We start from the raw sequence: 13931 nt of genomic DNA on the forward strand, positions 1-13931 counted from the left end.
CGGCAACAAGGTGCCGATCTCGTTGGTGAATTCAGGGTGCGCAACCAGCCCGCCTCCCTGAGTAAAGCCGGAAAACTATAGCATCCGGTGGTCCAACGTTTGGGAGCGGTTCACCCGCAAGGGGGCGTGGTCAGCCCGATCCTATCGAATCCTCTTCGTGCATTACGCGTTTGACGTCTGGATGACCCGGACGCATCCGGATCTACCATGGTGTCGGTATGCAGACGATGGTCTGGTGCACTGCCGGACCGAGCAGGAAGCAGAGGCCCTCATGGTCGAGCTCCAAGCGCGGCTGGCAGAATGCGGACTTCAGATGCATCCGACTAAGACCCATATCGTCTACGGCAAAGATAATCGGCGCCGGGAAATGTATCCGACGTTCAAATTTGACTTCCTTGGATACCAGTTCAGGCCGCGACAGGTGGCGACTTCACAGCGGAATGAGTTCTTCTGTGGCTATACCCCAGCGGCCAGTCCGGCGGCGCTAAAATCGATGCGGGCCACGATCAAGAGCTTGAACATTCCGCGGCAAACGCCCGGGACGCTGGCTGAAATTGCCAAACAGATCAATCCGCTCCTCCGGGGATGGATTGCCTATTATGGGCGGTTCAGTGGTTCGGCCCTGTTCTTCCTGGCTGACTATGTCAATCGGAAGCTCAAGGCCTGGATCATGCGAAAGTACAAGCGCTTTCGGTTCCACAAAACTCGGGCTTCGCAGTTCCTGCGGCAACTTGCCCGAGATAGACGGGACCTCTTCGTACACTGGCAGGCGTCCGGAACGAACACGTTTACCTGATGGGAGCGGTGTAATCGAGAGGTTCACGCACCGTTCTGCGAGAGGCCGGCAGGTGAAATCCCTCCGGCCTACTCACCCCGGCCTTTCGACCAAGATGGCACGGCTACGCGGACGTGCACTTCGAGGTGAGCGTTGCCGAGCTGGCGTGCCACATGGCCATTGGAAAACAACGACCTTTACCGGAGCGTTGCGCCTCACCGGGATGACCGCGCCGTTTGTCTACGATGGCGCCATGAACGGTAACGTCTTCCTGGCTTACGTCGAACAGGTGTTGGTGCCTACCCTGGAGATCGGCGACGTGGTGGTCATGGACAACCTACCGGCTCACAAGACAGCCGGTGTACGCGACGCCATCGAACGTGTCGGCGCCACGCTCATGTTCCTGCCTCCTTACAGCCCAGACTTCAATCCGATCGATAACGCCTTCTCCAAACTGAAGGCGATGCTGCGAGGCCGGGCGGAGCGTAAGATTGACGCCCTGTGGGACGCAGTCGGCGCCTTGATACCCCGCTTCACCCCCGCAGAATGCGCCAATTACTTCAAGGCTGCTGGATATGATCCGGATTGAACAGGATTTGCTCCAGACGATGCCGTGGAATACTTGAAATCAAATCGGATTATCCACGCTTGGACATGGCCACGTCAGCGAAACGAGAGTTTATGGAGTATTTTGACGAGATAAAATGGCGCCCGCGTCGTCTGACATACAAATTTCAGTTTGCCGGTCCTACGGGCGCCAATGCCGTCGAAGCTGCTTTGAAACTCGCGCGCAAGGCCACTGGACGGCACAGTATAATTTCATTCACCAACGGCTATCATGGCGTGAGCTTAGGCGCGCTCGCAGTAACTGGCAATCGATACTGCCGAGATGCAGCAGGTCTTCCTGCTGGCGGCGCAGTGTTCATGCCCTACGACGGGTATTGGGGAGCTGACAAAGACACTTCAGAATATCTGGAAAGGGTGCTCGCGGATGCTAGCAGTGGTATTGACATGCCGGCAGCCATCATTTTAGAAACCATCCAAGGGAAGGGGGTATAAATCCTGCCAGCAAAGACTGGCTGCAGTCGCTCGATCGGCTTTGCAAAAAGAACGGCATCCTCCTGATTGTTGATGACATTCAGGCGGGCTGCGGCCGAACCGGCGATTTTTTCAGTTTTGAGTTTGCGAATATATCTCCAGACATCGTTCTTTTGTCAAAGTCCCTCAGTGGCTGTGGACTACCTCTGTCCCTTTTGCTGTTCAAACCCGACTGGACGTGTGGCGACCGGGCGAGCACAGCGGGACTTTCAGAGGCAACAATCTCGCACTCGTGACGGGCACTGCCGCTTTGCGAAAATACTGGACAAATGAAAACCTGTCTAAGCTGTTGTCGAAACAGGACGCATCCTGAGCGAGCGCCTTCGGCAAATCGCTCAAAGCAACCGAGATTCTTACCTTTCCGTACGTGGAAGGGGCATGATGATGGGGCTTGACTGCAGTACGGGCAAACTGTCCGAGAAAATTGTCCGCCAGGCCTTCGAAGACGGACTTGTGATAGAACGATGCGGCACGGAGGACCAAGTGGTCAAATTTCTTCCTCCGTTGACTATTGACGGGCAGACGCTTCAACGTGGTCTGGACATTCTGGACAAGGCTGTGCGTACAAGCCCCTAAAGCCGCCCTCTGACGGCGCAGCCGGCGCATTGAATTGCACAAACACCTGCCAACGCATCGAGAGCGACCACCAGGATCGGCAAATTGTTCGACTCAGCAAGAAAGGCCGGTGCCATGTTCGAGGCGATGCTTTCCTGAGCAAAGGATTGGACCGCTGACCATCCGTCCGCCAGCAGAACGAGCTGCTCGCGCTTTTTCTGAATCAAGGGTCAGGCTAAAAAGCAGGCTTTTTAAGGCATTCTCGCGCCCAAAGTCCGAGTTTGCGATAAGCCTGTTTATGTTCGGAACCTGACACGCCAGCCGCAAGTTTCCGTCGCTGCGATGCAAATCCCTTGGTTTTGCGCCTTTTGACACAATCTCTTCAATGGCACGCCGATTGCATGGGACAGCGTGAAATAATCCGTTACGACCATGGGGGTCTTGCAAGCTCCGGCCGAGGAGGTCTACATGAATTTTGCTCGAACGCTCCCAATCAATGCGATAGATGCTGCACTGTTTGGTGCGGTTCCGCCAATTGAAGCTTTGCCTCGCCCACAGCGGGTGCCGCTGTCGTTGTCCCAGGAGCGTTGGTTTTCGTCGCGTCCGGTGGACGGCAGCCGAGCCCGTCACGTTCAGATGGAGCTTCGGCTTCGCGGCGAGTTGAACGAGGCAGTCCTTCAGTCTTCTTTGGACGGGCTGGTGGCGCGTCATGAGATGCTGCGCACCACCTTCGGGGTTGACGACGGCCGGCCGTTCCAGCGGATCGGGCCGTCGGACGTCCGGCTGCCACTGAAACGGGACGATCTGACGGCGGCAGCAGATGTGGAGGCGACCCTCGCGGAGTTCATGAGCCACGAAGTGCAGGCGACGTTCGACTTGGACTCCGGGCCGCTGATCAGTGCTCGGCTCTTGCGCTTGGCAGCGAACGACCACGTGTTACTGATCACCATGCACCGCATGATCTCCGATGAGCAGTCAGGAAAGATCCTGGCGCGCGAGTTCAACGAGCGCTACACTGCGGCCTGCGAGGGCCGCGCCGATCAGCTGATGCCATTGCCGGTGCAGTATGCGGACTATGCTGTTTGGCAGCGTCGTTGGCTGGCGGGCGAGCTGTTGGAGCGCCACTCGGAATACCGGGGCCGGATACTGGTGGGCGCGCCAACGACGCTGAAGCTGCCGACAGACCGGCCGCGTCCGGCGCGGCAGGACCGCAGGGACAGTTACGTCGAGTTCGTGTTACGGGAGCCGCTGGCCACGCGGCTCAAGGCACAAAGCAGTCTTCTTGGGACCACATTGTTCGTCACTCTGCTGGCGGGCTGGGCGCTCGTGTTGGCACGGTTGTCGGGTCAGGATGAGATAGTCATTGCCACGCCGGACGCCAACCGCACGCGCTCCGAGATTGCGGGGCTGATCGGCCCCTTTGTAGACGCGCCGACACTGCGGATTGATCTGTCAGGCGACCCCACTCTGGGGGACTTAATGAAGCGGGTGAATGCCGCGCTTTGGGCGCAGGCATACCAGGACCTGACGTTTGAACAGGTGATCGAGCTCGCCAATCCGCCCCGTAACGAGTCTCACACCGCGAGCTTCCCGGCTATACTTGCATGGCAAAATAATTCTGCGGCTCCTCTGGAGCTGCCGGGACTTGAGTACGTCAGCGTTGACGAACGTGTGGAGCAACATGATCTTGCGCTTGAGTTTGTTGAGGTCGGCGAGGCGATTCGTGGAAGGCTGATCTACGCGCCGTCGCTGTTTGAGCGCAGCACGGTCGAGCCGTTTGTGAGCTATTTGCAGCACGCGCTGAGCGAGATGGCGGTCGACCTTGGGCAGCGAGTTTGGTCGGCGGCACTTCCGTTGGGGGAGGAACGTCACCGTCTTCCGGCAGAGCCGAACCCGAGGAAAGCGGCCTATCCTCAGGACCGGCGCACGCACGAGCGGTTTGGGGCGCAGCCGGAGCAGGACCCGAGGGAGAGTTCGGTTGACTGCAAGGATCAGAGCCCAAGCTATCGTGAGCTGCGAACGACCTCTGGCGCGCCTCGCGATTGGTCGTTTCAAACATCGCCAATCAACTCGGATCCGCCGATCGATACCGCAGTCATGACCTTCATTGAGGGGACGCGCAGCGTTAGCCCCGGTGAACTACAAGCCAACAGCATCACGCGTTATCATGTCACAAGATTCTACCGTGAACAGATCACCAAAAGTGGCTATTATAACCAACTTAAATACATCGTCGAACCCTCATTCGAAGAGTTCGAGAGCCCCGGCAATTTGGATACCAGCGGCGAGCACGATAACACAGTTGTACCGGGGTTTCAGCACAAATACGCCCGGACGGGATTGTTGCTGGTAACGGACCGTTGCGCTTCATACTGCCGCTACTGCTTTCGCAAACGCATTGTTGGCAAGGACTCCGATGAAATCGCAGCTGATTTCGCGCAGATTGCGCAATATATCGGAAGTCATCCTGAGATGACGAACGTGCTGCTCTCGGGAGGCGACCCGTTCATGCTCAGCACCGCCAGACTTGATGAAATTCTTGACCATCTGCTGCCCTTCCCACATTTGGAGTCCATTCGATTCGGCACAAAAATGGTCGCCTACACGCCCGAAAGGTTCGAGGACCCTGCGTTACCGGCTTTGTTCCAACGGATCCATGACGCGGGCAAGGCCGCAGTGATCGTCACACATTTCGACCACATCGGTGAAATCTCGGTCGATGCTGAGCGCAACATTCGCTCGTTACGCGCGTGTGGCGTGCAGTTCCTCAACCAATCCGTGCTTCTCGGGAAAGTCAACGATGATGCCGAGATCTTAGCGGCAACCTTCGCCAAGTGTCATCAAATAGGTATCCGCCCATATTATCTCTTTCAAGGCAGGCCGGTGAAAGGTGCATCGCATTTTCAGGTTTCATTGCTCCGCGGACTAAAGATTGTGCACGGCATCAACCAACGTCTCAGCGGCATCCAAAAGACATTCAAATACATCATGTCGCATTACACAGGAAAGATTGAGATCCTGGATCTCGGAGCCGATGGCCGCTTGTATATGCGATATCATCAAAACAAAGCCGCAGAAATGATTGGAAAGGTCTTTTCCCGGCCGCACCTCGATGGCGCCTGCTGGTTGGACGACTTGCCTGAAGCGTGAGATCGAAGCGGAAATGCGGATTGCCGTAGAGAGCGAGTGGAGCACGAAGCACCGCCTTTTTTATATGGCAGCACCGTGAGGCGGTGGTGGCGACTTTCTCGCTTGCCCGAGAGTGGAGATGCTATGTGTTCGACGGGAACACCATTAAGGGGTTGGTCACTGCGGCGTGCGGAGTGGCGGAGGACTGGCTTGAACGATTCCATCTGGAACGCGCCCCCAGGACATTCAGCGTGCTTGGTCGTTTGGTAACCGCTACCCTCATCTTGAAAAAATGCTTCGGCAGATCACAGATAGAGCCCTAGCCGGGACCATGACAGAGCTCACGACTGATAGCCCGAAGAGCGGCGCATCGAGTTGCCCACCCAGCTCTACAAGGCGGCCAGGGGCGTGCTGTTCGTGCTCCTCGTCAATGTCTCGTTACTTGGGGTGTTTAAGAAGGACCACAGTTGGGGCACGAGTGGCCGTTAGGCTGAGCCTCGTCGCTGCACTGCGTTTGCGCTTCTGCTGGACTCAACCTTGATCGATCGACCTGAGGACGTAAATCAGAATGGATTTCCCCGTCTCAAACCTCATAAGGGACAGCTATGAGCGCTTCCCGCGGCAAATGAAGGTCGCCGCGCGTTGGTTAGTTGATCATCCGACGGAGGTCGCACTGCTTTCGATGAGAGAGCAGGCACGTCGAGCACGAGTCCCTCCGGCAACACTTACGCGGCTTGCAAAGCGCCTTGGTTTCGATGGTTTCGAGAAATTGAAGGAAGTATTTGCGGACAGCATCAGGGAAGGGCCCGAGAGCTTCATCCGGAGTGCAGAGGAATTGCTGGTGCGACGGCATATCGAGGGCGATGAGGCCCTCATCGGCGATACAATTAGAGCTTTGCATGGCCATCTAGGCGAATTTGCACAGCCCTCAGCGATTGCCACGCTGACAGCAGCCGCCGACCTCATGGTGGAGGCAAGGCAAATTTTTTGTATCGGCCGCCGTTCAAGCTTTCCGGTAGCTTATCTGATGCACTACCTCGGGTCATTGCTCGACTCTCCCACGATATTGATTGACGGAATGGGTGGCTCCTCCACCGATGTGCTCCGAGCTGTCGGTCCACAAGACGCATTGGTCGCGGTTACAGTCAGCCCGTATACTCGCTTCACTGTGCAGGCCGCCGATTTCGCGGTCTCGCGCGGTGCTAAACTAGTGGCTTTGACCGACAGCGACCTGTCTCCGATCGCTAAGATTTCTGAAATTGTGATCCGCGTTCGGACCGAAATGCCCTCGTTTATCCACACAATGACTCCCGCATTTGCCGCGGTGGAATGTCTCCTGCGCCTGGTCGCCGCCAGACGCGGTAATTGCGCCCTTCAAGCTTTGGCAGCCAACGAAGGACATCTCGCAGAATTCGGCACTTATGTCCTGCGGACACCGCGCAAACCTATCGCAAATTTCTGAGCTCAACGACGACCTGTTGGGCTCGCGCAGCATGTCGATGTTGGTATTGGTCCCGCCAACTGATGTAACCTTGATGATTGTCGCGCAACAGCACGCTCCATTCATCCCTCGGCTTGCGCACCCCGGTAACCTTGCGAGCGCGGCCATCGACGATCCGCGTTCGCTGCGCACGTCTTCCGAAGGCATAGGCGCCCGCGTAGAGTGGATCGTGGAGAATCTGCATGACGCTGTGGTAGGCCGGCGCCTTCCAGGCAAGCTTGCAGACGTCGACATTGCGCAGAACGACCGGCATCTTGATATCGGCCCACCGCAGCCACAAAAAGACCTGTCGTCCACTTCCCAGTTCCCGGAATTTGGCGAAGACGAGCCTGATCGTTTCTGCCACATGTTCGTCCGGGTCAATCTCGATCTTGCCCGCCTCGCTCCAGCAAAATCCCGGCGGCAGCATGAACCGCAGTTCCCCGCGTCCTGCCTTGGAATCACGTGCGGCGATGCCGCGCTGACGCATCAAGCTAAGCTCATACTCCGACATCGTGCCTTTCAATCCAAACAGCAGACGATCGTTGACGAGCTGCGGATCATAGGCGCCATCCGGATCGATGACCAGCGTACCCGCAAGCGCGCAAAGGTCGACCAGATGATGCAAGTCCCTGCCGTTGCGCGCCAGGCGTGACGCTTCAATGCAATTGACAGCTCCGACATTGCCGGAGCAAACCTGTTCCACAAGCCGTTCGAATCTAGGTCGTTCCATGCTGCCTGAACCGGAGCGGCCGAGATCATCATCGATTACGCTCACCGACCTGGCGCGAAAGCCTTGGCCACAATCTGCGCACGATCTTCCCACGACCATCGCCGACGCCGCTCCGGCCCCGTCAACAAAACTGCATGTCTCATGCTTCAATGCACTCTTAATTCCACTCTTACGAGCGCAGACTCACGGGAGACGCGGAACTTCGCAAGGCGGTTCACGCCGAAGGGATACGTTCCGCTTCGGCGGGCTGCGGCAAGACCAGAATCGAAAAACGAGGAAAAGGCGGCTGTCGTGAGCAGGGATCGACGCCAGCCGAGTGAACCTGGATGGCAGGTGTTGATGCCACACCCAGGCCAGGAGCTGTGTTGGGTTTGCTGCTATTCTCCGCATCCTAATGAGGTTGTGTGCGTCAAGTTCAGCAAAATGGGCAGTCATGAGACTGGTCATGCGGCATTGCGGAGAGCGAGTTTCTTGTGCTCTCTGAGGTCGTCCATATTGATGTAGCGGTTGGCCTCCATCCAGTTTTCGTGGGTTTCGACGGCAAGCGCCCGGACTAGGCGCAAGCAGCTGTCGGTGTTGGGAAAGATGCGCACGACATAGGTTCTGCGCCTGATCTCCTCGTTGAGGCGCTCGAGCATGTTGGTGCTCTTGAGATGCTTGTGGTGAGTGCGCGGCAGGCGGAAGAAGGTGAGCGTCTGCTCGATGGCCTCCTCGACCCAGCCGGTGAGGCGCGGATATTTGCCCGACCATTTGCCCAGCCAGGCGGCAAGATCGGCCTTCGCCTCGTCGATGTCACGCCGGTCGTAGATCCATCGCAGTTCCTGCAGGCAATCGTCGCCGTGCTTGCGCGGCAGGTGGTCGAGCGCATTGCGCAGGAAGTGCACGTAGCAGCGCTGCCAGGCGGCTTCCGGAATGACTTCGCCGATCGCCGCGACGAGGCCGGCATGATCGTCAGAGACGACGAATTCGATACCCTTGAGGCCGCGGGCTTTCAGCCCCAGCAGGAAGTCCTTCCAGGCCGACCGGCTCTCGCGGCCGGCCATCTCGACGGAGAGGATCTGCCGCCGGCCATCCCAATCGATGCCGACGGCGATCAGCACCGCCTGGCTCCTGACGACGCCGGCCTCTCTGACCTTCTCATAGCGAGCGTCGAGAATGAGATAGGGAAAGGGCTCTTGAAGCGGGCGGCAGGCAAAGGCCTTCAGGCTTTCGTCCAGGCGCTTGTTGATTGCTGAGATCGATGACGCCGAGAAGGAATGACCGCACAGTTCCTCGGTGATCGCCTTGACCTTGCGCGTCGACACTCCCTGCACATACATCTCCGCCAGCGTCGCCACCAGCGCCCGCTCCGAGCGCTGGTAGCGCTCGAACAGTTCGGTGGAGAAGTGCCCGGAGCGATCCTGCGGCACCCGGAGCTCTAACTTGCCGACCCGCGTCATCAGCGTGCGACCGTAGTGGCCGGAGCGGTAGCCGAGCCGCTCGGGCGTGCGTTCGCCTTTCGCAGCTCCCAAAGCCTCGTCCATCTCGGCTTCAAGTACCTCCTGCATGACAGCACGGATCACCTCGTGCAGCCCATCGGGGTTTGAAAGCAAAATATCTTTGACGGCGCCAACGGCAGTCTTATCTTCAATCTTGGTCATGGTGGCGTTCCTTCCAGGGAATCAGGTGACGTTGAACATCACCAGCCTGCCATGGCCGCCCTTCTCAGCGAAATTTGCAGAACCTTCCGCACACTACCCCTAATGATCGTGAGGCTTCGTTTCTGGCCGGCGACACTATGACCGTTGCTGCTGCTCGATAGATGGCCTCATCGCAAAATCACCTCACGGACGCGAAACGCGCGCGGCCGGTTGGCTCCGGGTCCGTCGCGCGTCTGTTGTACGCTCAATTACAAGATCAGTTTCCGGAGGCTTGTCACTCATATGGAAATCGGCGAGAAGCTGGACGACTTGCTGATCCGATGGAGAGAGGCGATGATGCAGACGCAGGAAATCCATCCAGGTCGGCGTGCGGAACGTTTCCGTCCACCGGGAGGGCTTTCGAAGATTTCTCTGGAGCGTCCAGTCGCGCGCACCTGCGCGAGCTAGGGCGTATCTGCGAGTGCGCATGTGATCGAGGAAGATGTCAAGGTCGGTTTCATCTATGGAATATTCCGTCCTCGCTGCAATCGGACCGTTTCGGGGCTTTAGATCAAGCGCCACAGCGGGCGCCGGATACACCGAGCCCTGCTGATCACCCTCCGCCTCCAGATGCACCGGCAAGACGAACCCTGAAGCCGCAAAGAGGAATAGGGCGGCCGCGGCTAATTCGAGAGAAGAAGCCAGCGAATAGGTCTGGGCGACGGTCCCCCAGATCCAGCTCCCCGCTGCCATGCCACCCGACAGGAATGCATAGTAGATTGAGAGCGTACGGCCGACGACCCAGCGCGGACTGCCCAATTGTACCCAGACGTCGAACCCGGTCCAGGTGATGACCCATCCGGCGCCGCCGATGGCAAGCGCAAGTGTCGCCATAGGTACATAGGAGGTGAAGGCAAGCGAGATGCAACACACCGCGGAAGCGATCGAAGCGATCGCCATCAACCATTCCGGAGGAAGCAATTTCCTTAAGAGCCGGTTGTTTAGACCGGCGATGCAGGCGCCTGTTCCAAAACCGGCAAATAGTATGCCGTAGATGATAGGTCCGCCGGCCAAACGATCGCGTGCGACGAGCGGCAGAAGTGCAAGAATGGCAATGGCGGCAAGACCGAAGAGGTTGCACGGATAATCGCCGCTCGGATGTCGGAGGAAAGTGCCGTGAACCGCATGCCGTCGTGGATTGCTGTTGAAATCCGCTCTGCTGGCAGAGGAGACGAGCGAACGTGCCACTTGTTGCGCAACACGGCGCCGAGCGGTGCGAGGTTGCTGCACGCGGCAAAAAGAAAGGCCGCCAAAGGGCCAAGGAACGCGAGAACGGCTCCGCCCACAGCCGGTCCGAGGCTGCGCGTCACGTTGTATCCAACCGACATGAGTGTCACCGCAGCCGGAATATCTCGTTTGTCGAGTTATCACCCACCGAGGCATGCCAAGCGGGGTCATTCAGCGCAAATCCGCAGCCTGCCATAAATCCCAGCCCGAGAATGAGCCAGGGACTGACGAATCCAAAGGCGGCAGCAACTGCCAGTGCGATAGACGCGAGCGCGATTAATGACAGCCCGATGATCATGACCGATCGGCGGCTATACGTATCGGCGATAGCTCCAGCGATGATAGAGAGTATGAATGCTGGAAGCGTGGTCGAAGCCTGCACAAGTGCGACCATCAGATCCGAAGTGGAGATCATCGCCATGAGCCAACTGATTGTGACAGTTTGCACAAGCCATCCTAGATTTGCGACTTGCGTCGAACTCCAGATCGAACGGAATGCGATATTCCGCAGCTGATAGAGGGTGCTTGGCCCGCGCACGGAGACGTCTTTGATCTGCATTCTGCGGGACGCCTCGAGCTTCTTGGAACCCCAGTGACGTAGCAGGATATCCGCAACCATGCTACGAATTCCGCCGTTATTGAGGGCCCTTGGCGCAGGAAGCCTGTGTTGAGCGGGACTGCACCCGGCAGTCCGAGTCCCACTGACATTTCGCTTGCTTATTATAAAGCTTGTAGCCTGTTTAAGATTTTCCGTTTCGAACCCGGGTCAATCGTTTGTCGCGCTATTCTACCGTCCGTTTTTCGCGCACGTGATTGGTTTCACCAGCAGAGAGTGACGAGTCGTCTGTGACCAGCATATCGAGAAGGCGGGCGCTGAATCTGCGGCTTCTGTCTCGGCCATTTTGCTCACTAACACTGTCCGATTATTCCTCTGGAAGGGCGTACCGGAGCACGCGCACTTTCTCCTGGTCGTGGAGGGAATTTCCAACACTCGATTGACACGATAATTGTCATCCTCGAGTTGTTGTTGTCAAAACTTACTAGAGGCGCGGCGTTTTCAGCCAGTTAGAAACGCGACACTAGGACCGTCGGTCAGCCACCGATCTGACCGGCTGGTCCGGGTTGCAGGCGGAGTGGGGCGGGTGAGACGCACGCGGCAAGAACGACGCGGCGGACGCGGAAGCCTTGTGTGAGGCGATGAGCCGACCCACCATGAGGTTCGTGCCGGTGAAGACCGCGAATCAGCAGGCGGCGTTGATGCTGGTCGGCGTGCGGGAGAGACTCATTCGCAATCGAACGCAGCTCGCCAATGCCATTCGCGGTTTTGCCATGGAGTTCGGCATCGTCGCGGCCAAGGGCATGTGCCGGATCGAACCGCTATTGGAGCGAATAGCGGCTGATCAATCCCTGCCTGAATTGGCGCGCGAGCTCTTTGCCATGCATGGTGTTGAATATCGGCAATTGCTTGCCGAGACGAAAGCCATCGAGGAAAAATTGACCGCGCTGCATCGCTCCGATGAATGCAGCAGGCGGCTTGCCGAAATTCCGGGTGTCGGGCCGGTCGGCGCATCGCTTTTGAAGATGAAGACCCCAGATCCCCGAATGTTCAAGTCGGGTCGCGAATTTGCCGCCTGGATAGGGCTTACATCCAAAGACCATTCGACGCAGGCAAGGTAAGGCTTGGTGTGATCACACGTGCCGGCGATGCTGAGGAGCGTTTTAGTGGTTGGCGCGACTGCCCTTCTTCAGCACGTCAGAACAGGTCGAAGCAGACATGCTTCCCGATGGCTCACCGAACTCCTGCAAAGGAAGAAATCGAAGCTGGTTGCGGTGGCACGCCAACAAGATCGCCCGTATCGCCTGGAAGCTCATGGTGAGTGGCGAAAATTATCGGCGGACGGAGGGGCAAACACAGGCAGTATAGGAGATTGGCCATCACGGTGAGCATGATAATGCTACCGTGTTGAGCTGATGCAGTGAACTTGCAAGAGAAAAGCAGATGGTGCGATCGATCGATCCAAGACGCGTGAAACTCCGTCAGTTCCACTGGCCATTCAAGGCAGTTACCGTGTTAGGAGCACGCGTTGCGGAAACCATCTTGGCAAGTGGTCATGTGCGACCACACAGAAAGGCCGCACAGATGGAAGCAAGCGATCCGATCAAAAATTTCTGTTAAAAAACACTTGCAAGTGGGGGCCGTCAACATATGGAACTGGAAGGCTGAGCGCGAGGCGATGACAGAGCAGGAGCGACGGGCGGCATGACGCACAACAGCCAGGGGACGACGACCGCACGACCGAAGCTTGATGATGTGGCGTTCGAGGCGTTTATCAGGGCACGTCGTCCGGCATCGCCAATCTGGTCAATGAGCGGTCTCGATGGCTATCTCACTGCTCTCATCATCGGACCGAGATTTATCGACCCACGCCAATGGATCCCGGAATTGACCAGTCCGGATGCCCTGAATCTGCCGATGGAAACAACTGAACATCGGGCCGTGCAGACGATCGTTGCGGAATATAACCGCATCTCTGCGAGCCTTTCTGAAACACCGAAAGACCCCCGGCCCAAGTTCACCAGGATCGATGATCAGACCTTTGATCCATTCGATTGGATCTCTGCTTTCTGCGAGGAAACAAGTTACGCGCCCAAGCTTTGGCAGCCCGTCCTTCGAGGTCATGCCGTCACTGGGGATATCATCGCGCCCATCCGCAAGCTCGGCGAGGCAAAACGGAAAGCGACCCGCCACGATGCTGCTGAAGTCGCCGAAGCACTCGTCAATATCGGAACCCATTTTATGCCGAAGCGGGCAAAGCAGAAGTTCTGACCGAGAGCCAGAAACCTATTTAGCCGACCGTGAAGAACGCTGTTTTCATTGTGGCGGGCAGGATTGTCCGTCGCCACAGTTTTTACGTTGAGATCTTCAGGAAGCGTGTGACGCGGAAACGTGCGGGGATCGCGGCAGAGCCGCCAGGAGCAATGCGGCGAGCAGGCACAAACAGTCTCTGAACCAGTTAAGCAGGAGCGAGAAGTTGTAGCCAACGGCAGCCAGAACGGCATTGATGGCATCTCCTTGTTGTCCGGCGAGATAATTGCGATCCATCCGATGCTCGTTCTTGATGTGGCCGATGACGGGCTCGACGGCTGACCGTCGTCGTGATCCGTGCAATGCAGGCACGTCGAGGTCCATTTCGTGGTGAACCCGCGCCGAAGCATGAACCCAGCCGAGACCGCCTTCGTACGGACGATTCATGA

At 57.6% G+C, this 13931-nt stretch carries 7 protein-coding genes and 6 pseudogenes; 9 read left to right on the forward strand and 4 right to left on the reverse strand.

The genetic code is table 11. From position 1 onward, the window contains the following. The first annotated feature begins 181 nt into the window (after positions 1 to 181). The 7 genes and pseudogenes from CO667_RS33480 (at position 182) to CO667_RS33505 (ending at position 7019) form a co-directional block, all read left to right on the forward strand. Complete coding sequence (locus tag CO667_RS33480; RefSeq protein WP_170961545.1) at positions 182 to 796, forward strand: group II intron maturase-specific domain-containing protein; 615 nt, start codon at positions 182 to 184, stop codon at positions 794 to 796. A gap of 79 nt (positions 797 to 875) precedes the next feature. Then, positions 876 to 1364, forward strand: a pseudogene (locus CO667_RS33485) (IS630 family transposase); the annotation flags it as partial. A gap of 92 nt (positions 1365 to 1456) precedes the next feature. After that, positions 1457 to 2109: pseudogene (locus CO667_RS33490) on the forward strand (aminotransferase class III-fold pyridoxal phosphate-dependent enzyme). A gap of 94 nt (positions 2110 to 2203) precedes the next feature. After that, positions 2204 to 2449, forward strand: a complete 246-nt coding sequence (locus tag CO667_RS36310; RefSeq protein ID WP_245424680.1) for an aminotransferase class III-fold pyridoxal phosphate-dependent enzyme — start codon at positions 2204 to 2206, stop codon at positions 2447 to 2449. A gap of 447 nt (positions 2450 to 2896) precedes the next feature. Next, positions 2897 to 4282 (forward strand): annotated as a pseudogene (locus CO667_RS36440) (condensation domain-containing protein); the annotation flags it as partial. A 243-nt stretch (positions 4283 to 4525) separates the two neighbouring features. Further along, on the forward strand, positions 4526 to 5578 hold the full coding sequence (locus tag CO667_RS36445; protein WP_342588558.1) for a lysine 2,3-aminomutase: 1053 nt from the start codon (positions 4526 to 4528) through the stop codon (positions 5576 to 5578). 547 nt (positions 5579 to 6125) lie between these two features. After that, a complete protein-coding gene (locus CO667_RS33505) occupies positions 6126 to 7019 on the forward strand; it encodes a MurR/RpiR family transcriptional regulator (RefSeq protein WP_096772316.1) in 894 nt (297 codons plus the stop codon). Here CO667_RS33505 and CO667_RS33510 read toward each other — a convergent pair. From CO667_RS33510 to CO667_RS33520, 3 genes and pseudogenes are all read right to left on the reverse strand, one after another. Continuing rightward, positions 7003 to 7920, reverse strand: coding sequence for a recombinase family protein (locus CO667_RS33510; RefSeq protein WP_245424678.1), 918 nt, complete (start codon positions 7918 to 7920; stop codon positions 7003 to 7005). The genes CO667_RS33505 and CO667_RS33510 overlap by 17 nt on opposite strands. Before the next feature lie 293 nt (positions 7921 to 8213). After that, on the reverse strand, positions 8214 to 9410 hold the full coding sequence (locus tag CO667_RS33515; RefSeq protein WP_097622234.1) for an IS256 family transposase: 1197 nt from the start codon (positions 9408 to 9410) through the stop codon (positions 8214 to 8216). 183 nt (positions 9411 to 9593) lie between these two features. Next, a pseudogene (locus tag CO667_RS33520) lies at positions 9594 to 11235 on the reverse strand (MFS transporter). Between the two features lie 593 nt (positions 11236 to 11828). On the opposite strand from CO667_RS33520, the pseudogene CO667_RS33525 reads away from it, so the two are divergent. Next, positions 11829 to 12600 (forward strand): annotated as a pseudogene (locus tag CO667_RS33525) (IS110 family transposase); the annotation flags it as partial. Between the two features lie 336 nt (positions 12601 to 12936). Then, positions 12937 to 13503, forward strand: coding sequence for a UPF0149 family protein (locus tag CO667_RS33530; protein WP_096772352.1), 567 nt, complete (start codon positions 12937 to 12939; stop codon positions 13501 to 13503). Positions 13504 to 13599: 96 nt separating this feature from the next. Here the strand turns inward: CO667_RS33530 and CO667_RS33535 are convergent. Beyond that, a pseudogene (locus CO667_RS33535) lies at positions 13600 to 13931 on the reverse strand (hypothetical protein); the annotation flags it as partial.

Origin of the sequence: Rhizobium sp. L43, from assembly GCF_002531725.1 — a bacterium.
Taxonomy (GTDB): domain Bacteria; phylum Pseudomonadota; class Alphaproteobacteria; order Rhizobiales; family Rhizobiaceae; genus Rhizobium.